Annotated in this window: 21 protein-coding genes and 1 tRNA gene; 6 read left to right on the forward strand and 16 right to left on the reverse strand. The window is 62.1% G+C overall.

The window, feature by feature from the left end; genetic code table 11:
* Positions 1-14: 14 nt before the first annotated feature.
* Entirely contained in the window at positions 15-2,267 is a 2,253-nt protein-coding gene (locus tag GW587_RS20175; RefSeq protein ID WP_166106398.1) for a TonB-dependent receptor, read from the reverse strand.
* 171 nt (positions 2,268-2,438) lie between these two features.
* On the opposite strand from GW587_RS20175, the gene GW587_RS20180 reads away from it, so the two are divergent.
* Positions 2,439-2,714 (forward strand): divalent metal cation transporter, encoded by a 276-nt coding sequence (locus GW587_RS20180; protein ID WP_166106399.1) that lies wholly within the window; start codon positions 2,439-2,441, stop codon positions 2,712-2,714.
* Positions 2,715-2,741: 27 nt separating this feature from the next.
* Positions 2,742-3,086, forward strand: a complete 345-nt coding sequence (locus GW587_RS20185; protein ID WP_166106400.1) for a hypothetical protein — start codon at positions 2,742-2,744, stop codon at positions 3,084-3,086.
* Here GW587_RS20185 and GW587_RS20190 read toward each other — a convergent pair.
* The 3 genes from GW587_RS20190 to GW587_RS20195 form a co-directional block, all read right to left on the reverse strand.
* Positions 3,079-4,824, reverse strand: coding sequence for a putative bifunctional diguanylate cyclase/phosphodiesterase (locus GW587_RS20190; RefSeq protein ID WP_229259563.1), 1,746 nt, complete (start codon positions 4,822-4,824; stop codon positions 3,079-3,081). The genes GW587_RS20185 and GW587_RS20190 overlap by 8 nt on opposite strands.
* 64 nt (positions 4,825-4,888) lie before the next feature.
* On the reverse strand, positions 4,889-5,416 hold the full coding sequence (locus tag GW587_RS31430) for a hypothetical protein (protein WP_229259565.1): 528 nt from the start codon (positions 5,414-5,416) through the stop codon (positions 4,889-4,891).
* Positions 5,417-5,593: 177 nt separating this feature from the next.
* Complete coding sequence (locus GW587_RS20195; protein ID WP_166106401.1) at positions 5,594-6,199, reverse strand: LysE/ArgO family amino acid transporter; 606 nt, start codon at positions 6,197-6,199, stop codon at positions 5,594-5,596.
* 87 nt (positions 6,200-6,286) lie between these two features.
* On the opposite strand from GW587_RS20195, the gene GW587_RS20200 reads away from it, so the two are divergent.
* Positions 6,287-7,177, forward strand: a complete 891-nt coding sequence (locus GW587_RS20200) for a LysR family transcriptional regulator ArgP (protein ID WP_166106402.1) — start codon at positions 6,287-6,289, stop codon at positions 7,175-7,177.
* On the opposite strand, the gene GW587_RS20205 is transcribed toward GW587_RS20200, so the two are convergent.
* On the reverse strand, positions 7,146-8,261 hold the full coding sequence (locus GW587_RS20205) for a class I SAM-dependent methyltransferase (RefSeq protein ID WP_166106403.1): 1,116 nt from the start codon (positions 8,259-8,261) through the stop codon (positions 7,146-7,148). The genes GW587_RS20200 and GW587_RS20205 overlap by 32 nt on opposite strands.
* Before the next feature lie 15 nt (positions 8,262-8,276).
* Complete coding sequence (locus GW587_RS20210; RefSeq protein ID WP_166106404.1) at positions 8,277-8,642, reverse strand: DUF5710 domain-containing protein; 366 nt, start codon at positions 8,640-8,642, stop codon at positions 8,277-8,279.
* Between the two features lie 113 nt (positions 8,643-8,755).
* On the opposite strand from GW587_RS20210, the gene GW587_RS20215 reads away from it, so the two are divergent.
* A complete protein-coding gene (locus GW587_RS20215) occupies positions 8,756-9,643 on the forward strand; it encodes a bifunctional helix-turn-helix transcriptional regulator/GNAT family N-acetyltransferase (RefSeq protein ID WP_166106405.1) in 888 nt (295 codons plus the stop codon).
* On the opposite strand, the gene GW587_RS20220 is transcribed toward GW587_RS20215, so the two are convergent.
* Entirely contained in the window at positions 9,621-11,108 is a 1,488-nt protein-coding gene (locus GW587_RS20220; protein ID WP_166106406.1) for a tryptophan halogenase family protein, read from the reverse strand. The genes GW587_RS20215 and GW587_RS20220 overlap by 23 nt on opposite strands.
* Before the next feature lie 166 nt (positions 11,109-11,274).
* On the opposite strand from GW587_RS20220, the gene GW587_RS20225 reads away from it, so the two are divergent.
* Positions 11,275-11,901: a hypothetical protein gene (locus GW587_RS20225; RefSeq protein ID WP_166106407.1), complete on the forward strand. Its 627-nt coding sequence runs from the start codon at positions 11,275-11,277 to the stop codon at positions 11,899-11,901.
* Here the strand turns inward: GW587_RS20225 and GW587_RS20230 are convergent, their stop codons facing one another.
* Positions 11,902-13,008 carry a Gfo/Idh/MocA family protein gene (locus GW587_RS20230; protein ID WP_166106408.1) on the reverse strand — a complete coding sequence of 369 codons (1,107 nt, stop codon included), beginning with the start codon at positions 13,006-13,008 and terminating at the stop codon, positions 11,902-11,904.
* Between the two features lie 272 nt (positions 13,009-13,280).
* Between GW587_RS20230 and GW587_RS20235 the strand changes: the two genes are divergently transcribed.
* Positions 13,281-13,760 carry a DUF3016 domain-containing protein gene (locus GW587_RS20235; protein ID WP_166106409.1) on the forward strand — a complete coding sequence of 160 codons (480 nt, stop codon included), beginning with the start codon at positions 13,281-13,283 and terminating at the stop codon, positions 13,758-13,760.
* Between the two features lie 14 nt (positions 13,761-13,774).
* On the opposite strand, the gene GW587_RS20240 is transcribed toward GW587_RS20235, so the two are convergent.
* From GW587_RS20240 to GW587_RS20275, 8 genes are all read right to left on the reverse strand, one after another.
* Entirely contained in the window at positions 13,775-14,098 is a 324-nt protein-coding gene (locus GW587_RS20240; RefSeq protein WP_166106410.1) for an XRE family transcriptional regulator, read from the reverse strand.
* Positions 14,091-14,456, reverse strand: a complete 366-nt coding sequence (locus GW587_RS20245; protein WP_166106411.1) for a type II toxin-antitoxin system RelE/ParE family toxin — start codon at positions 14,454-14,456, stop codon at positions 14,091-14,093. The genes GW587_RS20240 and GW587_RS20245 overlap by 8 nt, the downstream gene beginning before the upstream one ends.
* A gap of 136 nt (positions 14,457-14,592) precedes the next feature.
* Positions 14,593-14,671 (reverse strand) — tRNA-Ile (locus GW587_RS20250).
* A 102-nt stretch (positions 14,672-14,773) separates the two neighbouring features.
* Positions 14,774-16,966 carry an RNA polymerase sigma factor RpoD gene (gene rpoD, locus GW587_RS20255; protein ID WP_371875628.1) on the reverse strand — a complete coding sequence of 731 codons (2,193 nt, stop codon included), beginning with the start codon at positions 16,964-16,966 and terminating at the stop codon, positions 14,774-14,776.
* A 540-nt stretch (positions 16,967-17,506) separates the two neighbouring features.
* Complete coding sequence (dnaG, locus tag GW587_RS20260) at positions 17,507-19,303, reverse strand: DNA primase (RefSeq protein WP_166106413.1); 1,797 nt, start codon at positions 19,301-19,303, stop codon at positions 17,507-17,509.
* A 91-nt stretch (positions 19,304-19,394) separates the two neighbouring features.
* Positions 19,395-19,847: a GatB/YqeY domain-containing protein gene (locus GW587_RS20265; RefSeq protein ID WP_166106414.1), complete on the reverse strand. Its 453-nt coding sequence runs from the start codon at positions 19,845-19,847 to the stop codon at positions 19,395-19,397.
* A gap of 126 nt (positions 19,848-19,973) precedes the next feature.
* Entirely contained in the window at positions 19,974-20,186 is a 213-nt protein-coding gene (rpsU, locus tag GW587_RS20270) for a 30S ribosomal protein S21 (protein ID WP_008451879.1), read from the reverse strand.
* Positions 20,187-20,378: 192 nt separating this feature from the next.
* Positions 20,379-21,587, reverse strand: coding sequence for a BaiN/RdsA family NAD(P)/FAD-dependent oxidoreductase (locus tag GW587_RS20275; protein ID WP_166106415.1), 1,209 nt, complete (start codon positions 21,585-21,587; stop codon positions 20,379-20,381).
* Between the last annotated feature and the right edge of the window lie 32 nt (positions 21,588-21,619).

The raw sequence follows: 21,619 nt of genomic DNA on the forward strand, positions 1-21,619 counted from the left end.
CGTGCAACAGGCGCTTACAGCTTGCCGTTCAGCGTGACGAAGAACTGGCGCGGCGCGCCGGTCAGCAGCGTTTGCGCGGTGCCGGCCACGTCGCTGGCCTGGAAGCCGTTGGTGCCGATCGAGCTGATGTACTGCTTGTCGAACAGGTTGGTGACGTTCACCTGCAGCGTCAGGTCCTTGACGAAGCCGATCGATTTCAGCTTGTAGCCGCCCGACAGGTTGGCCAGCCAGAACGATGGCACGCCGCCGTCGTTCAGGTAGGTGTAGTAGCGCTTGGCGGTGTGCTTGCCGCCGACGCGCGCGAACCAGGCGCCGCTGTCGTACGACAGCTCGGTGTTGAACAGCGTGCGCGGCGCGTCGACCACTTCCTTGCCGCTGACCGCGACCAGCGTGGTGCCGTCCATGTAGTTCGACTTGTACTTGGAATCGTTGAAGGTGGCCGAGTTGAACCAGCTGATTTCACGGTTGAACTTCCACACCGCGATCGCTTCCACGCCCTTGGTCGACACCTTGCCGACGTTGACGAAGGTCGAGGCGCAGCCAACGATGCCGGCACAGGTCGCCACGCTCAGCTGGCGGTCGTCGAAGTCGGCGTTGTACACCGCCAGCGAACCCTGGATGTTGGCGCGCTTGAAGCGGTAGCCAAGGTCGACGTTGGTCGAGGTTTCCGGCTTCAGGTTGGCGACGCCGGCGTTGTAGGCCGCCTGGGTCTGCGAGAACGGACCGGTCACGCCCGGCTGGTGCGCGCGCATGTTTTTCGACGCCGAAGCGAATACTTCGTCGTCGCTGGTGATGGCGTAGTTGAAGCCGGCCTGCGGCAGGAATTTCTTCTCGGCGGTCAGCTCGCCGGCGGCGCGGGTGCCGACGATGTTGGTGGCCTTGATGTTGACTTCCATCGACTTGAAGCCGGCGTTGATCTTCAGCTTGCCGTCCATCAGGCTCATCGTGTCCTGCAGGTAGTATTGCGAGGTGGTGGTGATGAAGTTCTGCTTCCAGTCGGTGGCGAATGGATTGGTCAGGTAGTACATCGTGTCGGCCGGGCCGGTGACCGCGTAGTAGTTGCGGCTGGCGGTGTGGTTGTTGCGCTCGCCCCACAGACCGGCGTTGACGGTGTGGCTGCCCAGGTCCCAGGTCAGGTCGCTGGTGACGCCGTCGCGGCCGATGGTGTACTCGGTGGTGCGCAGCGAGATCGGGTTGGCGGCGTTGGTCGCGACGTACGGCGTGTACCAGTGGCCCTGGCCCTTGTTGTCGTGGTGGTAGATGGTGGTCTTCAGGCCGAAGCTCGGCGTCAGGGCCAGGTCCAGCGTCAGGCCGCCCAGCGTGTCCTTGCGCAGGCCGCCGGCCGAGTAGTAGGCGTCGTCCAGGCTGTTGACGCCGCCGGTGTAGATGCCCTTGGCGGCGTTGACCGCGCGCTGCCAGTCCGGCTGGTAGTTGTCCCAGTCGTAGCCCAGGCGGCGCACCATTTCCAGCGACACGTCCTGGTAATCGACTTCCTTGCGGTCGGAATGGTTGAAGAAGCCGGTCAGGCTGTTGTTTTCGCCGAAATTGAAGACGAAGCGCGAGTTGATCTGGTCCTGGTCCTGCGCGCCTGCGCCCTTGGTCTTGTCGGTGCGCTGGCGGGTGCCGCTGAGGTAGGCCTTGACCACGCCGTTCAGCAGGCCGGTGTCGACGCGGGCGAAGGTGCGCGAGGTCGAATCGCTGCCGAAGGTTTGCGCGAAGGTCAGGCCGCGCTCGTCGGAAGGCGCCAGCGTGAAGAACTGCACCGTGCCGCCGAGGTTGCTGGTCGAAGCGGTGCCCAGCGATCCGGCGCCTTGCGACACCGACACGCTGCCGATGTTTTCCGACGAGATGGCGCGGCTGATGTGCAGGCCGTTGTTGTTACCGTAGGTCATGTCGCCGAGCGGGATGCCGTCTAGCGTGAAGCCCAGCTGGTTCTGGTTGAAGCCGCGGATGCTGAAGCGGGTCGACCACTCGTAGGCGCCGAACGGGTCGGCGGACTGGAAGTTCACACCCGGCAGTTTTTCCAGCACCTTCAGCGGGCTGGTGCCCGGCAGCGCTTCGGCCAGATCGGCCTTGCTGATGTTCTGCACCTGGCGCGACTGGCCACGGCCGGTGACTTCGACCGTCTGGATAGGGCCGACGGCGGCGCCGGCGACACTGCTGTCGTCGGCCGCATCGCTGGCGTCGGCCGGCGCGGCGTAGGCGTGCATGGCCAGTGCTTGCAGGACGACCAGGCACAAAGGTTTCAGTGGGAAGCGCTGTTGCATGATTGTTCTTCTTTCTTGCAGGGTTGGTGGAATTTCAACTAGCAAGATTGTAGAAACAGCATGTGACCCGGCGATGACGCGACCATGACAACTTGGTGACATGACAACAGTACGTCAGCGCACGGACCGCGCCGGCGCAAGTCCATAGCATGGGGGTAACAAGGAGATTCCATGAACAACATGCACACCAGCACCCAAGCAGCGCAGCGGCCCGGCCTTCCCTATCGCCAGCTGCGCGCGCTCGAGTGGCTGGCGCTGGCCTTGCTGGCCTACGCCGCCATCGTGGTGGTACACAAGTTGCCTTGGCTGCGGCTGCTGAACGAAGCGCTGCCGAAACTCTCGTGGCAGACGATGTACATCACCGCCGTGGTGGCGGTGTTCGGCACCGCCGTGATTCCTTATGTGTTTTTCTGGCGCAATACTCCCGAGGCGCGGCAGTTGCGGTAAGCTGGCGTTTTTCGCTACGGAGTCGCCATGCCGTCTCGCTGGATCGCGCTGTTTTTTGCCGCCCTGACCGCCCTCCCCGCGCTGGCCATCGACCGGCCGTTCCCGCCGCAGGCGTTGCGCGGCAAGATGACGCCCGGCTATGCGCCGGATATCACGATCGACGGCAAGGCGCGGCAATTGTCGCCGGCCTCGCGCATCTTCAACCAGGACAATATGATCGAGATGCCGGCCGCGCTGCGCGGCAAGGATATCGTGGTCAATTACACGGTGGATGCGATGGGCTATGTCGACCGCATCTGGATCCTCGACAGCGACGAGGCGGCGGTGAAGCGGCCGACGGCGGCCGAGGCCGCTGCCGCCACCGCTAAATAACCGAGGCGGCCGGCGCGGGCCGCTCGATGGCGAAGCGCAGCAGCTCGTCCGGCGGAATCGGCCGGGAGATGTGGTAACCCTGCAGGTAGTGGCAACCCATGCGCTCCAGGATCGCGGCCTGGCCCGCCGTCTCCACGCCCTCCGCCACCAGTTGCAGGCCCAGACTGTGGCCCATCGCGATGATGGCGTGCACCAGGTTGTGGCTGCGCTCGCTATGCTCGATGTTCATGACGAAGGCGCGGTCGATCTTCAGCGTATTCAGGTGGAACTGGGTCAGGTAGCTCAGCGACGAATAGCCGGTGCCGAAGTCGTCCAGCGAAATGCCGACACCCAGCTCGCGCAGCTGCTCCAGCATCGCGTGCACGCCGCCGGCGTCGTCGATCAACACCCGTTCCGTCAATTCCAGCTCCAGCTGGTGTGGCTCCAGCCCGTTGTCGGCCAGCGCCTGGCGCACCAGCGCGACGAATCCCGGATCCGCCAACTGCAAGGCCGACACGTTGATACTAATGGTGACTTCACCCAATACCCCGTCGCGCCACAACGCCACCTGCCGGCATGCCTGCCGCAGCACCCAGGTGCCGATCGGGACGATCATGCCGCTGTCCTCCGCCACCGCGATGAAGCGGTCGGGGGGAACCTGGCCCAGCAGCGCGCTTTTCCAGCGCAGCAGCGCCTCCACCTTGGTCAGCTTACCGGTATGGGCGTCGGTGATCGCCTGGTACACCAGCCGGAACTCGCGGTCTTCGATGGCGCAGCGCAAGGCGCCGTCGATCGCCAGCGCGTCCTTGGCGGCGGCGTTCATGGCGTCGTTGAAGAAGCGCCAGTCGCCGCGTCCGCCCTTCTTGGCCTCGTACATGGCGATGTCGGCGTTGCGCAACAGCGCGTCGCCATCGCCGCCGTGCAGCGGATAACAGGCGATGCCGATGCTGGCGGAGATCGTGATCGCGTGACGGGACAGCTCGAAGCCCTCGCCCATGGCGGCGATGACCTCCCTGGCGCAATCGCCGGCCGCCCGCGCGCCGGTGCCGGGCGCCAGGTCGGGCAGGACGATGATGAATTCGTCGCCGCCGAAGCGGCCCAGGATATCGGCATGCAGCAGCAAGCTGTGCAGCCGATGCGCGGCGTCGCGCAGCAATTCGTCGCCGGCGGCGTGGCCGAAGGAGTCGTTGACCCGCTTGAACTTGTCCAGGTCGATGAACAGCACCGCGCATTCGCGCCCGCTCGCCGCCGCCCGCGCCACCTCCTCGGCCAGCCCCGCGGCCAGCGCGTGGCGATTGCAGTAGCCGGTGATGGGATCGATGCGGGCCGCCTGGCGCAGCAAGTCATCCTTCCGCTTGCGTTCGGTGATGTCCAGTAGTTGTACCATGCAGTACATCCGGCCGCGCTCGATATACGGCGATCCCAGCAACTCCACCGGCAGTTCAGTACCGTTATGTAATTTGAACAGGGCGGTGTCGCTGATCGGGAATTTGACGCCGGGAGCGTCGAAACGGCTGAAATATTCGTCGGCCATTTCCCGGCTCAGGCCGGGCAGCAAATCGCTGACGTGGCGGCCGATCAGGTCGGCGGGACTGTGAAGGCCCAACAATTTCGCGCAGCGCTCGTTGGCGACATGTACAAACCCGCGCCGGTCGCGAATTAAAAATCCGTGACTCAGGCTATCGATGGTGTTGATATAACGCTGACGGATTTCATCCTGCACCGCATAGATTAATCCCACCATCGACAATGCTTTCAAGATGGTGGTTCCGGCGAACCAAAACAAATATGAATTCTCATCCAGAGCGATCGCGCTGAGGATATTAAATCCGCCCCGCAACATTAAAGTCACGCCCAGCAAGCGATAACGTTTTTGCTCGTCGAATAAACGCTTTCCGGCCCAAGCCATGACGACGCCCAGCGCAATGGCGCTGCCTGGCACCAGCCAAGCCTGATTCCAATACCATAATAAAGAAAAACCGGCGCTCATTAATATGAGGACCGGCATTATCCAGCGCATATGATATCGGCGCAATGCGCCTGTAAAGAATTGGGTGCCGCTCCAATAACCCGCCATGCCGATGGAGAGCAGGGTCGCGCATGCCGGCAAACGTATCAGATCGGGGATTTGACCAGCGCCTAAAAACCACACTATTCCACCGGCCATGACCGCGAATTGTCCCAGACCCCAGAATAAAGCGTGCTTTTCCTTCGGCTGCATCAGCCAAAGAAAAACCAGCAACGCGCTCAAGAGGGCATCCGCTGAAAACGCAGCCGTCATTACTGAGATATTGATTCCGAGACCCGGGGCTATGCTCATTGATATCCGCCGCGATGCGGCGCTGTGTCAAGTGACTATCCGCATTGTATGCTGAACGCGCCAAGAATTGGCATGTACTTGCCAAATTTCAGCTTGGACCGGCGGCGGGAGCGCCATGGACCGCTGATGCAAGGGGTTCAGCAAGCGGCGGCCGGGCGCCGCCGCTTTAAATATTTTTGGAATAAGTATTTGAATTGCGCTCGCGAATTTAAAATAGGGATATAGCCAGCGCAAACATGACCAGCGCTATTATCCCGTCCAATATCTGCCATGCGCGCGGTTTGGCGAAAACCGGCGTCAGATAACGTGCGCCCAATCCCAAACTGGTAAACCAAAGCAGCGAAGCCAGCATTGCACCAAATGCGAAATACCATCGGCCATTACCCGCTTGCTGCCCGCCTATCGATCCCAAGAGAACAACGGTATCCAGATAAACATGCGGATTCAGCAAACTAAAAGCCAACATCGCGGCAATCACGGTGCGCCGATCAATAGCCGGCGCGGCGCCATCGACAGTCGCCACCGCTGCCGGATTCAACGCCGAGCGCGCCGCCCGCAAGCCGTACCAGAATAGAAATCCGGCGCCGGCGATTTTAATCCAAAGCAATAACGCCGGCGCGCCGACGATTAATTGCCCCATCCCGGCGACACCGGCGCCGATCAGCACCACATCGCAAATGACGCAGATGGCGATGCAGGTCAGCACGAATTCGCGCTTGAGCGCCTGCCGCAACAGATAAGCGTTTTGCGAACCGATGGCGATGATCAAGCCGCCGCCCAACCCCATACCCTTCAAAAAAGCACTGACTTCCATGTTTTCTCCCCTGAACAAGAACGCCAGCTTAAATCCCGCCACAACATAAGTATAATTAATATTATTTGCCAAATATTAGGAGAGCTAATGAGCCGAGTCGACTACCGGGGACTGGCGGCGCTGGACGCCGTGATCGACCACGGCAGCTTCGACAAGGCCGCCGCCGCGCTGTCGATCACCCAATCGGCGGTGTCACAGCGCATCCGCATGCTGGAAAACAGCGCCGGCGAGCTGCTGATCGTCCGCAGCCAGCCGCCCTCGCCCACCGAGGCGGGGCAGAAACTGATCGCCCACTATCGCCAGGTGCGCTTGCTGGAAGCGGCCTTGTCCCAGCGTCCCGGCGAAGGCGAAGCACGGCCCGAAATCGCCATCGGCGTCAACGCCGACAGCGCCGCCACTTGGCTACAGGAAGCCGTGACGCCATTGATGAGCAGCGGCGACTGCATGCTGCACATCCGCATGGACGACCAGGACCACACCCTGACCATGCTGCGCGAAGGCCGCGTGTTCGGCTGCGTTACCAGCGAATCGGCACAGGTTGCCGGCACCACGGCGACGCCGCTTGGCGTCATGCGCTATCTTTGCGTAGCCAGCCCCGAGTTTGCGGCGCGCTGGTTCCCGGACGGCATGACTGCGCAGGCGGTGCAATACGCGCCGGTACTGGAATTCGACCGCAAGGACGCGCTGCAATCACGCTTCATCGCCCAGCAAACCGGCTACTCCGGACGCTATCCGCATCACTCCTTCGCCAGCTCGGACGGCTTTGTACGCTTTGTCGCCGCCGGATTCGGCTACGGCATGCTGCCGACCCTGCAATGCGAGCAGCAATTGGCGGCCGGCACGCTGGTCGACTTGACGCCGGGAGCATGGCTGGACGTGCCTCTGGTGTGGCACATGTGGGATATTCAGACACCCTTTACGCGGGCATTGTCGGACAACGTGGTCGCTACGGCGCGTAAATGGTTGCGGCAGCCTTAGTTGCGAGATCCATGGCGTCGAAGTCCCGGCGCACGCGCGCTTCCCATGCGACCGGATCGGGTTGATACAACGCGGCGGTTTCCGCCGGCGTCAGCGAGGCCAGCGGACCGCTGCGCTGGTACACCATCACATTGGTCCAGGCGACCGTGCCCGCCGGGAAGTAATGCACCAGCTGGAAGGCCGGATGCTTCAGCGCATAGGTAGTGGTGCTGACCAGCGCGCCTACCGGCAGCTCGCGCGCAAGCTTTTCACCCAGCGCATCCATCAACGGACCGAAGCAAGTGCTGTACAGGAACACCAGGCTGGCACCGCGCACGTCGACCTTGAACATATCGCTTTCGATGAAGGCGATACGCGCGGCCAGATCGTGCAGATGCCGCCCCGTCGCCGGCGCACCGACCGGCAACGTCAGCGGCGTCTCGGGCGCCAGCGGCGCCGGCAGCGAGGCCAGGCCCTGTTGCGCCAGTGCCAGCAACTGCCGCAATCGCTCCTGCGCCATGCGATGCCGATAACCCAGCAGCTCGACGCCGATGCAGCGCGTGAACGGCAAGGTCAACGCGGCCGACATCACCACCTTGCCCAGCCCGCTGCCGAGGTCGACCATGACGCCGCCGGGACGAATCAGCGGCGCGATCGCGTCGAAGTAGTTGTCCAGTTCATAGCGCTGCATTTCGCCGTAGATCAGGCCGCCGTCCTGGATCAGCCAGGCGTGCAGCTCGGCGTCGCCGATGTCTTCCAGCGCGCGCCAACCGGGCAGCGGCGCGCCGTCCGGCAACATCCCGTGCGGCAGGATGCTGGTCGGCAGCGTGCCGATGATGACGCCCAGATGCGGCCGCAAGCGCTGCAGCAGATAATCGCGGCGCGCCGGATCGCGCAGACAGGCGCGCAAGGCGTAGCCGATTTCAATAAATGGCAGGAAGGGCGAATCCGGCGTCAGCGCCAACGGCGGGCGCACATGCTTTTCGCCGCCCTGGATGCTCTGGAACAGCGCCTCGAACACATCCGACGGCTGTTCAAAGCGCGCGACCGGGTCGGCCGGTCGATCCGCGGTGCGGAAAATCGGCGGCGTGGATGCGCTCTCCATAGGCGGCGGGCGGCGTCAGGCGGCCCGCAGCGAAACCAGCATCTTCACCACGCCGTCATGCCCCGCCTGCCAGCCGGACGTGGCCAGCGCCGGCGCGCACACCGGGCAGGATTCGAACGGATTGCAGTCATGCGGCAACTCCTGGTACAGCTTGCCGATCACCGACTTGCCGACATAGGAATCGACCGACGCCGGCTTGGCTTTCGGCGCGGCGGCCGCCTTGGCCGGCATGAAATCGGCGCCGCCTGGCGCCAGCCAGCGCTCGAACGGCTCGGTCGGCTTACCGTCCGGCACGTACCAGGATTTGCGCTCGCCGTTCCAACGCGCGCCCAGCGCCTTGGCTTCATCTTTTTCCGCAAACGGAACTTTAAGAAACATCATCTTCGGATACTCCGCGACAGGAAGCCTGCATTTTACCGCCTGCCATCGGCGCCCGGTTGACCACATCGCCAGACCGGGATATAGTTGCCAAAAGCAACCAATAAGGATTCGTGATGGACAGGGACATGCAACAGCAGGCCGACGTGGTTCGCCAATTCAACCGTTTTTACACCGTGCATCTCGGCTTGCTGCGCGGGCGCTATCTGGAGACCGACTATTCGCTCAGTGAAGGCCGCATCATGTATGAGCTGTCGCAAAATCCGGGCTGCACCGCCAACAAGCTGCGTAACAAACTCGATCTCGACGCCGGCTACATGAGCCGCCTGCTGCGCTCGCTGACCGAACGCGGCCTGGTGCAAGGCGCGCGCTCCGAGCACGACAAGCGCGCCACCCTGCTCAGCCTGACCGCGCTGGGCAAGACCACGGTGGCCGACATCAACCGGCAGGCGTCGGCGGAGACGGTGCGCATGCTGAACCAGCTGGGCCAATCGCAGCGCGCCGAACTGCTGGACGCCATGCGCAAGGTGCAGGACATCCTGTCGCCGCCGCCGGTGCGCGTGCTTCGCGCCGGCGCCGCGCAGCTCGCCGACGCGCGGCATTTGCTGTACGAATACTTCGACGTCATCGGCGTGGTGCTGCGCGATGACGATGCCGCCATTCGCGCCTTCCTCAACGATGCCAGCTCGGCCATGTGGATCGCCTACGTCGACGGCGCGCCGGCCGCCTGCGTGGCGATGCGTCCGCTACCGGAAGTGCCCGGCGCCGCCGAGTGCAAGCGCCTGTACGTGGCCGACAGATACCGCCGGCGCGGCCTGGCCGAAGCGCTGATGCAGGCGCTGGAAACGCACGCCGCGCAGGCCGGCCACGACGCTGTCTACCTCGACACCAAGGACGATCTGATCGGCGCGATCAAGCTCTACGACAGCCTCGGCTACGAGCGCTGCGAACGCTACAACGACAACCCGCAGGCCACCATCTTCATGCGCAAGCGTTTGCGTTGAGATAGTCGGTATGGTCCGGCATCGCGCTGACCGCGTCGATGATGCCGGCCCGCACGCGCGCCATGTGCGCCTGCAAGCGGTCGCGGTCGATGGCGGCGACGAAAGGATCGTCGCTCTGCGGCACCACGCCCAGCCCCAGCAGCATCGACACGAAGGACGGCTCGCTGAAACCCTCGTGATCGTAGATCACCACCCGGCCGCTCTCGCGGAACAATTCGATCTGGTGCTGCAGGCTGTCCGGGATCTTCATGTTGGCGCAGTAGCGCCAGAACTCGCTATCGCTGCGGTTGGTCAGCTTGTAATGCATGATGATGAAATCGCGCACCGACTCGTAGCGCGAGCCCATGTAGCGGTTGAATTCGTAGGCCAGCTCCGGCTTGAAATCGCGGTTCGGGAAATACTGGATCAGCATGCCGACCGCGTTCTCGATCAGGTTGATGCTGGTTGATTCCAGCGGCTCGACAAAGCCGGCCGACAGGCCGATGGCCACGCAATTTTTCAGCCACGATTTGCGCCGGCGGCCGGTGACGAAGCGCAGCTGGCGCGGATCGTCGAGCGGCTTGCCGTCCAGTCCCTCCAGCAGCACGCGGCGCGCCTCGCCGTCGGTGGTGAAGGCATTGCTGTAGACGTGGCCGTTGCCGGTGCGATGCTGCAACGGGATGCGCCACTGCCAGCCGGCGGCCTTGGCGGTGGAGGTGGTGTACGGCGTCAGCTTCGGCACTTTTTCGCACGGCACCGCCAGCGCGCTGTTGCATGGCAGCTGGTCGCTCCAGTCGTCGTAGCCGGCCTGTAAAGCGCCCTCGATCAGCAAACCGCGAAAGCCCGAGCAGTCGATGAACAGGTCGCCGTCGATGCGGCGGCCGTCGTTGAGCTTGACCGCCGCGATGTGGCCATCGTCGGCGCGCAGCTCGACCTCGTTGATGGTCGCCTCGATGCGTTGCACGCCACGCTTCAGCGCGTACTCGCGCAGATAGGCGGCGTACAGGCCGGCGTCGAACTGGTAGGCGTAGGAATACGAGGCGTTGTCGGCCGGCGGCGAGAAGCGGTTGTTGCGCGCCATCAGCGTCGCCATCGACCAGTTTTCGTAGGAAGGGATATTGCGGTCGGCGCGCGCCAGATGCAGCCAGTGCATATGCGGCGAACGCTTGTCGATCTTCGGCCCGAAATCGCCGAAGCCGTGGAAGAAGCGATTGCCGACATGGCCCCAATCCTTGAACTCGATGCCGAGCTTGATGGTGGCCTGGGTCTTGCGGATGAAGTCGGCCGGATCGAGGCCGAGCGAGGCGTTGTAGTAGCGGATGGTCGGCAAGGTCGCCTCGCCGACGCCGACGGTGCCGATCTCGGGCGACTCGACCAACACGATCTCGCAGCCCGCGCCCAGGCGCTGCGCCAACGGCGCCGCCGTCATCCAGCCGGCCGTGCCGCCGCCGACGATCACTATCTTGCGTATGGTCCGGTCGGCCATCGTCTGTCTCCCCCCGCTATTATTTTGAAGAAGTATAGCAACGGCGTACGCGCGCCAAACCGGTTCCGGCAAAAACGGAACACGGAGGCGTCAAAAACATAATCGGCGGCGCAACACGCACACATCATGAGAAAATAGCGGCTAATCTTTTTGCGACAGAAATTTTATGATTGAACCTCTCACCCTGACCGTGGCCGAACTCGCCGCGCGTTGGAACCAGACCACCCGCCAGGTGCTTGAGCACGGCCTGCCGATGTATTTCTATTTCGACGGCCTGGTCTTCGACTTCAGCGACAAATGGCATCGCGCCAACGGTGACGTCAAGGAAGCGCAGGATCTTGAAGCGCACCGCGCGCGCCTGTCGACGCTGGAAATCGACCTGGAACGGCAGAGCCTGCACAAGCGCGGCCTGCTGAAGCTGACCCAATGGGAAGAAGCGCTCAGCGACGACGAACTGCACAGCCATCGCGCCGAGGCCGATCGGCTGGGCAAGGATATCGCGCACTTGACGGCGCTGCTGAAGGAGCGCGCCGACGAACGGCAGCGCCGCGTCCGCAACGGCCTGCTGCGCGCCGCGCCGCGCACGGTGCACGAGATCGCGCAGAACGGCAAGACCAAGTTCCCGCACTTCGCCTACATGCCGCACAGCCCCGGCAACGACGGCAAGGGCTCCATCCCCGAAGGCGCCGTCGTCGCGCTGGAAGACGGCTTCCCGCTGAAGGAATGGCTGGACGAGGCGGACGTCGTGGTGTCGATGCTGGACGTCAAGGTCGCCGAAGCGTCGGCGCAATAACTAGCGCAGCGCGATCCGCTTCTGCTCGCGCGCCGACTTGTAGATCGCTTCGATGATGCGCATGTCGCGCAGCCCTTCCTCGCCGGCGACGATCGGTTGCCGATCCTGGATCACGCACTGTGCCATGTGATCCAGTTGGCCCGCCCACTGCGTCGCGCCCGGGCCGGGCGGCGGCGTGATCTCGTTGCTGCGGCCGTTGCCCACCCATAAGCGGTTGCCGTTGTAGCTGGTGCCGGGCTCCAGCTCGATGCGTCCTTTGTCGCCCATCAGCAGGATGTGGTTCTGGTTGGCGCTGTACATCGACATGCACGACGCGATCACGCCGGACGGGAACTCCAGCTGGAACTCGATCATGTCCTCGACTTCGCGGAAGCGCGGATCGGACTTGTCGGTAGTCTCGCGTGCGTAGACCGAGATCGGTTCCTCAGCCGTCATGTAGCGCGCCGCCTGCAGCGCGTAGATGCCCATGTCCATCAGCGAACCGCCGCCCGACATCGCCTTCTTCAAGCGCCAGGCGGTGGGGTTGTTGAAGTTGAAGCCGTGCTCGGATCGGAAATAGCGCAGCTTGCCGATCTCGCCGGCGCGGGCGCGGCGGCGCGCCTCCAGGTTGTAGGGCTCGAAGTGGCAGCGGTAGCCGATCATCAGCTTCTTGCCCGCCTGCTTGCAGGCCGCGATCATCGACTCGCACTCGGCCGACGACAGCGCCATCGGCTTCTCGCACAGCACGTGCTTGCCGGCCTTGGCGGCGCGGATCGTGTATTCGGCGTGCATGGAAACCGGCAGGCAGACGTAGACGATGTCGATGTCCGGATTGTTCTTGATGCTGTCGTAGTTGTTGTAATCGTAGATGCCGGTCTCGGGCACGCCGTACTCCGCCGCCACCTTTTTGGCCTTGACCGGATCACCGCTGACCACCGCCACCAGCTTGCTGTGCTGGCAGTTCTTGAATTGCGGGATGATGATCCCGAGTCCATAGCCGCCGAGGCCGACGATGGCGTAGCCCAGCTTGCGCTCGGGCGCGGCGGCCCAGACGGATGAACCCACGGCGGAAGCCGCCAGCGCACCGCCGGCGGCAAGCACCAGACCACGTCGATTTAAATCGATCATTTCAATGTCTCCTTGTATTGGTCGTCAAGATTGCCTGACAATTTTAATCCGAATACAAGACATTGGTTGAACGGTTGAACTAATTAATTTTTCGACTTCGTGCTGTGCACCAAGGCGTTCGAAGTAACAGCGGGCTATCGGGTACTCCGGTACAAGCGCGTGCCGGATGTTGATGTGCTGCTGAAGGACATTCCAGTTCAATAAGCGTCGGTGAAGATCTATCGGAATGGGCGTATATTCATCATTCCATGCGCACAAAGGAGTTGTCATTCATGAGCCATTTCGTCAGGGCAGTCGGGATTGCCATCGTTTGCCTGATTACCGCTACCGGTGCATCGGCCGCCGCCACGGTCAGCTTCGTCAATCCCGAAAAGATGACCGACGTGCCGCACTTCTCCTCCGACCTGGAATCGATGGAGATGATCTTTCGCGAGCACATTGATGAGCTGGCCGCCAAGCTGCCGGCCGGCCAGGAATTGAAGGTCGAATTTTTGGACATCGACCTCGCCGGCGATGTGTTTCCACGCGTCGCCGTGCGCGATATCCGGGTGATGAAAGGCATGGCCGATTGGCCCAGGATGCATCTGCGCTACACCATCGAACAGGACGGCAAAGTACTGCGCAGCGGCGACCTCGAGCTGTCCGATCCCAACTACCTGATGAGCTCAAGCAGCTTCAGGAACGAAATCTATGTCCACGAGAAAAAACTGCTCGATGACTGGTTCCGCAAAGATGTGCTGGCGAACCGCTGAGGTATTTGAGCGCCTCAGATGACACTATCAGGAAGTTCAAAACTGTTGATTTTCACGGAGCCCTCCGGAAATCTGGCGACGATCTCCAACGCGCCGCCCATCGCTTCGATGTGGGACCGCAAGGTCGAGATGTACATGTCTGTCCGCCGTTCCATTTTTGCAATGGCCGGTTGCTCGACATTCAAGCGTGCGGCAAGCGCCTTTTGAGACAAGCCCCGAGCCTGGCGCAACTCGTTCAACGGCATCTCTTCGCGCATGGCAAGAGTCGATTTTTGTGCCCGAAGAATGGACTCCGGCGACATAGTTGAGGCAACGAGTGCGGAAAATTTCTTAGCCATTTTTTGACTGCTCCTTCTTCAGCGTTTCCAAATGCGTGTCATAAAGACGATCCGCAATGGGCACGTTTTCCTCATACCATCGATCATTTCCAGTCTTATCGCCACCAAGCAGCAGTATCGCGCTGCGCCTTGGGTCAAAGGCGAAAAGCACGCGATACGGTCTACCCGCATGCTGGATTCGTAGCTCACGCATACGGCTATGCTTAGAACCGCTCACACCGCTCGTATGCGGAAATCTTAAATTCGGACCAAGGCTTTCAAGAAGCCCAACGCTGGCGGCCACCGACTCGCGCTCGGGCTCAACCAGGTCAGCCCACCAGATGCCAAACTCGTCGGTGTACTCAACGTCCCAGGTCATAGCTAATTATTCCATTCAAGGCATATGCCGTCAAAGGAATATTATGAGTAACTTCCTGAGAGAAGATTTGATGAACAACAAAGGCTGCACAAAACAAAAAAGGACTTAGGTTTTCACCTAAGTCCTTGATTTTGTCTGGTGGGCCTCCCGTGAGTCGAACACGGCACCAACGGATTATGAGTCCGCTGCTCTAACCAAGCATGAGCTAGAGGCCCGGAGTGTTGCTGATGCGCTGGAGTCTGGCTAGCCCCTCTTACGCGCGCTCGCTTTTAAACGAACTCGCGAGCATAAGGGCTAGCACAGGCTACCGTCAAGCCTTAGTTGCCTTCCAAGAAGCTTTTCAGCTTGTCGGAACGGCTAGGATGACGCAGTTTGCGCAGGGCCTTGGCTTCGATCTGGCGGATCCGTTCGCGCGTGACGTCGAACTGCTTGCCGACCTCTTCCAGCGTGTGGTCGGTCGACATCTCGATGCCGAAACGCATGCGCAGCACCTTGGCTTCGCGTGGCGTCAGCGAGTCGAGCACGTCCTTGACCACGCCGCGCATCGAGGCGTGCAGCGCGGCGTCCGACGGCGCCAGCGTGTTGTTGTCCTCGATGAAGTCGCCCAGATGCGAGTCGTCGTCGTCGCCGATTGGCGTCTCCATCGAGATCGGTTCCTTGGCGATCTTCATGATCTTGCGGATCTTGTCCTCGGGCATCTCCATCTTGATGGCCAGCGTCGCCGGGTCCGGCTCGGCGCCGGTTTCCTGCAGAATCTGGCGGGAAATCCGGTTCATCTTGTTGATGGTTTCGATCATGTGCACCGGAATCCGGATGGTGCGCGCCTGATCGGCGATCGAGCGGGTGATGGCCTGGCGGATCCACCACGTCGCGTAAGTCGAGAACTTGTAGCCACGGCGGTATTCGAACTTGTCCACCGCCTTCATCAGGCCGATATTGCCTTCCTGGATCAGGTCGAGGAATTGCAGGCCGCGATTGGTGTATTTCTTGGCGATCGAGATCACCAGGCGCAAGTTGGCCTCGGTCATTTCGCGCTTGGCCTTGCGCGCCTTCATTTCGCCGGCAGCCATCTGGCGGTTGATGTTGCGCAGGTCCGGCAGCGGCAGCACAACGCGCGCTTGCAGGTCGATCAGGCGCTGTTGCAGCTCCTTGATCGTCGGAATGTTGCGGCCCAGGATGGCGCTGTAGGCGTGGCCGGCCGACACTTCGCCATCCACCCATTCCAGGTTGGTTTCATTGCCCGGGAAGACCTTGATGAAGTGGGCGCGCGGCATGCCGCACTTGTTCACCGCGACGTCGAGGATCTGCTTCTCGATGTGGCGCACTTCGTCGACCTGGCCGCGCAGCGTGTCGCACAGCTTCTCGACCACCTTGGCGGTGAAGCGGATGCCCAGCAGCTCGTACGATATCGCTTCCTGCGCCTTGATGTAGGCCTTGGAGTTGTAGCCTTCCTTCTCGAAGGCGCGGCGCATCTTGTCGAATTGCAGCGAGATGGTGTCGAATTTTTCCAGCGCGGCGTTTTTCAACGCTTCCAGCTGCTCGGCCGAGAAACCGGCGGCGCCCGAGGCGCTCGCTTCTTCCTCTTCCTCCTCTTCCTCTTCTTCCTCTTCCTCTTCTTCCTCTTCCTCTTCGGCCGGCGGCGGCGCGACCGGCGCGGCCACGTCTTCGCTCTCGTCGACCAGGCCGTCGACGATTTCATCGATCTTGATTTCGTCGGCGCGGATGCGGTCGGAGGCGGCGATGATCTCGGCGATCGTCACCGGGCAGGCGGAGATCGCCTGGATCATGTCCTTCAGGCCGTCTTCGATGCGCTTGGCGATTTCGATCTCGCCCTCGCGCGTCAGCAGCTCGACCGAGCCCATTTCGCGCATATACATGCGCACCGGGTCGGTGGTGCGGCCGAAATCGGAGTCGACCGTCGACAGCGCCGCCTCGGCGGCGGCCTCGGCTTCGTCGTCGCTGGTGACGGTGGCGACGTTATCCGACAGCAGCAAGGTCTCGGCGTCCGGCGCGTGCTCGTAGACCGCGATGCCCATGTCGTTGAAGGTGCCGATGATGCCTTCGATCGCTTCCGGATCGACGATGTTCTCGGGCAGATGGTCGTTGATCTCGGCGTACGTGAGGAAGCCGCGTTCCTTGCCGAACTTGATCAGGGTCTTGAGTTTCTGGCGGCGGCGTTCGAGCTCTTCCTCGGTGGCTTCGGTGTCCGACGAGAACGCGTCCTTCAGCAAGGCCTTTTCCTTGGCCTTGCGGTCCTTGGCCTTGGCCTTGTCGACGGCTTTCAGTTCGGCGCGCTCGACCGCGTTCAGCGCGGCGACTTCGTCGTTTTCCGGCTGGAATTCTTTCGGCTTGCGGCCACGGCGGCCCGGCACTTTGACCGACGGCAGCACGTAGCCCGAGGTATCGATCGCGGCCAGCGTGGCGGCGTCCGTGGTCTGGCTGACCGCGGGCGGGTTGCTGGCGACGCGCGTTTCCGGCTTATCCGCTGTCTTGGCGGGTTTGGCGGCCACTTTGCTCGGCTTTGCAGCCGCTTTGGATTCAGGTTTCTTGATTGGCACAGGCGCTTTCGATTACACAACGACTTGCTTATTTAGGATAAAGTTTCTTGCGATCCTTGTGGGATCCTACGTCTTCGAACATGCCGACCACACAAGTCCGACAATACTACGACTTACTTACACCTGGTCGGGCCGATCGACCTCGACAGAACTTCCCCCTCGTTGGCGGAAATTCTACTGCATCAGACACGTGCGTGGGGGCAAGAAACCGTGACTAGGTTAGAAAGCAAACAGAACGTCCGCCAAACAGCGACGGTAATCATCCGCTGACTAAACCAAAGCTGGCCCTGGCCGCCGACACCCGTCCTTCCGCGTCGATCAAGAGCCTAACTCACTGAAAACAAACACACTCTGAACAGAAAAACCATGCCAAAACATACAACACTTAGCGTTTTATTATAGCACGTCACTTTTCAATTTCCAGAGGGGATAGCCCCGTATCCCGCGCTGGAAGGATGTCAGAAACATTACGTCACAAAACGCGCTGCAATCTTACCGGTTTGCCAACTCCGCCTGCGCCTCGCGCAACAGCTGATCCTGCTGCGCGGTCAGCTCGCGGTAGCGTACGCCGATCTCGTCGGACGACAGGCCGGCCGCGAACAACTGGCTCAACTCCTGCTTCAACGCGTCGTTCTTGACCTGACGGATGAAGCCGCGCAGTTCCAGCCGGCCGGCGTCGGCATCGACCTCGGCATCCTTGACGATGTCGGAAATGATGCCGTCGTACTCCTCGCCCTGCGACTTCAGATGCTGGGCCAGCGACGCGAATCCGCCGTTCGGCCCCAGCGACTGCGCCGCCGCCACCAGTTGCGCCAAGCGCTCGGCCGGTTCGGCGCCGAAGTACTGGAACGCGGCCAGCGCCGAGGCGTCGATGTCCAGCGCCAGCGGCGGATGCGCCACCACCAGCCGCACGATCTGCAACTCCAGCCCGACCGGCACCGGACGCCCGGTCCGCGGCGGCGCCTTGCGCACGGCGGCGACCGGCTTGGCCAGTTCGAACAGCAGTTCGATCTCCGACGGCGTGCTCTGCGTCAACTGCGCCAGGCCGCGCACGATCTGCAGCCGCAAGGCGGTCGGCGTCATCGCCTGCAACATCGGCTTGGCGTCGAACTGGGCGCGGGCCCGGCCTTCGGGGCTCTGCAAATCATGTTCGCCGACCGCTTCCTTGACCAGGAACTGCGACAGCGGCATCGCTTCGTGGATTTCCTGTTCGAACGCTTCCTTGCCGTAGGTGCGGACGTAGCTGTCCGGATCGTGCTCGGTCGGCAGGAACAGGAACTTGATGGTCTTGTTGTCCGTCACGTGCGGCAGACAGGCTTCCAGCGCGCGCCTTGCGGCGCGGCGGCCGGCCTTGTCGCCGTCGAAACTGAAAATGACGGTGTCGGTCTGACGCAACAGTTTCTGCACATGGTTGGTGGTGCAGGCGGTGCCCAGGGTCGCCACGGCTTGCGGGAACCCCATTTGCGCCAGCGCCACCACATCCATATAGCCTTCCGTCACCAGCACATAACCCGCGTCGCGGATCGCCTGGCGCGCTTCGAACAAGCCATACAGCTCGAATCCCTTTGAAAATAAAGGCGTTTCGGGAGAATTCAAGTACTTCGGTTCGCCATGATCCAGCACCCGGCCGCCGAAGGCGATGACCTGGCCCTTGGTGTTTTTGATCGGAAACATGATGCGTTCGCGGAAGCGGTCATAGCGCTTGCGGTTGCCGCCGTCCTCGTCGACCTTGTCGATCACCAGGCCGGCCTCGGCCAGCGCGGTCGCGTCGTAGTCGGGGAAGATGCTCTTCAGGCCGTCCCAGCCGGCCGGCGCGTAGCCGAGGCCGAAGCGGGCGGCGATCTCGCCGGTCAGGCCGCGATTTTTCAGGTAGGCGATGGCGTCGGTGGCGCCGCGCAACTGGCCGCGGTAAAAGTCGCAGGCCTTGGTCATCGCCTCGCTCAGCGCCATGCTTTGCGCCTGGATCTGGGCGCGCTGGGCCGGCGGAATCTTGTCGTCCTGCTCGGGCACCACCATGCCGACGTTTTGCGCCAGGTCCTTGACGGCATCGACGAAGCCCATGCCGGAGTATTCGATCAGGAAACCGATCGAGGTGCCGTGCGCGCCGCAGCCGAAGCAATGATAAAACTGCTTGGTCGGACTGACGGTGAAACTCGGCGATTTTTCGTTATGGAAGGGGCACAAACCCATGAAGTTCGCGCCGCCTTTTTTCAGCTGCACGTAACGTCCGACAACGTCGACGATATCGACGCGGTTCAGCAAATCGGCGATAAAAGATTGTGGGATCACTGGGCTGGGCGGTCTTGTTGTTAATCAGACTATACCGCCTTCCCGATCCGGTGTTGATCCGGATCAAGGAAGGCGCGGGGAACTACACGACTCAGGCCGGCGACAGCGCCTTCTTGACCAGCGCGGACACCACCGTCATGTCGGCGCGGCCGGCCAGCTTCGGCTTGACGATGGCCATGACCTTACCCATGTCCTGCGGACCGGCGGCGCCCGAGGCGGCCACGGCGGCGGTCACTTCGGCGGCGATTTCCTCGTCGGACAGGCCGGCCGGCATGTAGGCGGTCAGCACCACCAGCTCGGCTTTTTCGATGTCGGCCAGGTCGGCGCGGCCGCCGGCTTCGAACTGGGTGATCGAGTCCTTGCGCTGCTTGATCATTTTTTCCACGATCGCCACCACGGTCTGGTCGTCGGTGATCTCGATGCGCTCGTCGACTTCCTTGCGCTTGATTTCGGCGATGACCAGGCGGATGGTGTTCAGCTTGCCGGTTTCCTTGGCGCGCATCGCGGCTTTCATGTCGTCGGTGATTTGTTCTCTCAAGCCCATGGCGTTTCTTTCAGAAAATTTGTGGAGTAAAAATGCGAAAACCCGCTGCGGCAAGCCGGAGCGGGTGTTCTCTCAGATGCCGCAAAACACAACCCGCATACGCCAGGTTGAGCTGCGTAAGCAGTCTTAGAAGAGTTTTTTCGGCAGCTGTTGGCTGCGGATGCGCTTGTAGTGACGCTTGACGGCAGCTGCCAGCTTGCGCTTGCGCTCAGCCGTTGGCTTTTCGTAGAACTCGCGTGCGCGCAGTTCGGTCAGCAGACCGGTTTTTTCGATGGTGCGTTTGAAGCGACGCATTGCGACTTCGAACGGCTCGTTTTCTTTAAGGCGAATAGTGGTCATGTAAAAATTCAAACCGTTGAGGTTATAGGGAGAAAGAGACTATAGCAGCTTTTGCCGGAAAATGGAAGACGCATGACCATCGGAATGGCCTTGGCAGCGGCTTTCATGGCAAAAACAACGCGGCGTATTAGACAATCTTTCAACAAACTCAACGATTGCACGAACACCGCTACAGCGAGAAAAAAGATTATATCAGACTGCCTGCCCAGCGGCCACACCGGACGCCCACGCCCACTGGAAATTGTAGCCGCCGAGCCAGCCGGTGACGTCGACCGCCTCGCCGATGAAGTACAAGCCCGGCACCTTGGTCACCATCATGCTCTGCTGCGACAGCTCGCGGGTATCGACGCCGCCGCGCGTGACTTCGGCTTTCTTGTAGCCTTCGGAACCGTTCGGGGTGATGGTCCACTGGTTGACCGCCGCGCCCAGCTTGCGCAGTTGCGCGTCCGGCAGGTCGGCCAAGCGGGCTTCCAGATCGAAGCCGTGCGCCAGCAGCAGGCCCTCGGCCAGGCGCGCCGGCAGCCATTGCGACAGCACATTGCCCAGCTGCTTCTTGATCGTGCCCTTGCCTTCGATCAGCGTGGCGGCCAGATCCAGCTCCGGCAGCAAGTTGATGACGATCGGCGTGCCCGGCATCCAGTACGAGGAAATCTGCAGGATCGCCGGGCCGGACAGGCCGCGATGGGTGAACAGCAAGTCTTCGCGGAAGCGGCCGCCGGTAGGATTGCGGCCCTTCAGCGAGCCGGTCTCGACGTCGACCTCCAGCGCGATGCCGGCCATCTCGACGAACGGCGCCCACTGCTGCGGGTCGAAGGTCAGCGGCACCAGCGCCGGGCGCGGCTCGACCATGCGCAGCTCGAACTGGCTGGCGATGCGGTAGGCGAAGTCGGTGGCGCCGATCTTGGCGATCGACAGGCCGCCGGTGGCGATCACCACCGCGTCGGCCTCGATCTCGCCGCTGTCGGTGTGCAGCACGAAGCCGCCGTCGACCTGTTCCAGGCTGTCGACCTTGCACGGCATGCGCCAGTGCACGTCGCCGCCGGCGCATTCGTCCTTCAGCATGTCGATGATCTGTTCGGCCGAATCGTCGCAGAACAGCTGGCCGCGATGCTTCTCGTGATAGCCGATGCGGTGTTTCTTGACCAGCGCGACGAAGTCGGCGGCGGTGTAGCGCGACAGCGCGCTCTTGCAGAAGTGCGGATTCTCGGACAGGAAGTTGGCCGGCCCGGCGTTGATGTTGGTGAAGTTGCAGCGGCCGCCGCCGGAGATGCGGATTTTCTCGGCCAGCTTGGTGGCGTGGTCGATCAGCACCACGCGCTTGCCGCGCTGCGCCGCCGTCGCCGCACACATCATGCCGGCCGCGCCCGCCCCGATTACCGCCACATCAAACTTTGCCATCATCAAATCCTGTCGCTCAAAGATGCAATTGTACA

This window comes from Duganella aceris (assembly GCF_011090165.1).
Taxonomy (GTDB): domain Bacteria; phylum Pseudomonadota; class Gammaproteobacteria; order Burkholderiales; family Burkholderiaceae_D; genus Rugamonas; species Rugamonas aceris.

Bases quoted from the DNA above. Each gene is read 5' to 3' on its own strand.
- GW587_RS20240 (WP_166106410.1), bottom strand. From the start codon at position 14,098: ATGGCTAAGAAATTTTCCGCACTCGTTGCCTCAACTATGTCGCCGGAG.
- GW587_RS20275 (WP_166106415.1), bottom strand. From the start codon at position 21,587: ATGATGGCAAAGTTTGATGTGGCGGTAATCGGGGCGGGCGCGGCCGGC.
- GW587_RS20195 (WP_166106401.1), bottom strand. From the start codon at position 6,199: ATGGAAGTCAGTGCTTTTTTGAAGGGTATGGGGTTGGGCGGCGGCTTG.
- GW587_RS20220 (WP_166106406.1), bottom strand. From the start codon at position 11,108: ATGGCCGACCGGACCATACGCAAGATAGTGATCGTCGGCGGCGGCACG.
- GW587_RS20215 (WP_166106405.1), top strand. From the start codon at position 8,756: ATGGACAGGGACATGCAACAGCAGGCCGACGTGGTTCGCCAATTCAAC.
- GW587_RS20235 (WP_166106409.1), top strand. From the start codon at position 13,281: ATGAGCCATTTCGTCAGGGCAGTCGGGATTGCCATCGTTTGCCTGATT.
- GW587_RS20265 (WP_166106414.1), bottom strand. From the start codon at position 19,847: ATGGGCTTGAGAGAACAAATCACCGACGACATGAAAGCCGCGATGCGC.
- rpsU (WP_008451879.1), bottom strand. From the start codon at position 20,186: ATGACCACTATTCGCCTTAAAGAAAACGAGCCGTTCGAAGTCGCAATG.
- GW587_RS20200 (WP_166106402.1), top strand. From the start codon at position 6,287: ATGAGCCGAGTCGACTACCGGGGACTGGCGGCGCTGGACGCCGTGATC.
- GW587_RS20225 (WP_166106407.1), top strand. From the start codon at position 11,275: ATGATTGAACCTCTCACCCTGACCGTGGCCGAACTCGCCGCGCGTTGG.
- GW587_RS20205 (WP_166106403.1), bottom strand. From the start codon at position 8,261: ATGGAGAGCGCATCCACGCCGCCGATTTTCCGCACCGCGGATCGACCG.
- GW587_RS20185 (WP_166106400.1), top strand. From the start codon at position 2,742: ATGCCGTCTCGCTGGATCGCGCTGTTTTTTGCCGCCCTGACCGCCCTC.
- GW587_RS20180 (WP_166106399.1), top strand. From the start codon at position 2,439: ATGAACAACATGCACACCAGCACCCAAGCAGCGCAGCGGCCCGGCCTT.
- GW587_RS20175 (WP_166106398.1), bottom strand. From the start codon at position 2,267: ATGCAACAGCGCTTCCCACTGAAACCTTTGTGCCTGGTCGTCCTGCAA.
- GW587_RS20230 (WP_166106408.1), bottom strand. From the start codon at position 13,008: ATGATCGATTTAAATCGACGTGGTCTGGTGCTTGCCGCCGGCGGTGCG.
- GW587_RS20210 (WP_166106404.1), bottom strand. From the start codon at position 8,642: ATGATGTTTCTTAAAGTTCCGTTTGCGGAAAAAGATGAAGCCAAGGCG.
- GW587_RS20245 (WP_166106411.1), bottom strand. From the start codon at position 14,456: ATGACCTGGGACGTTGAGTACACCGACGAGTTTGGCATCTGGTGGGCT.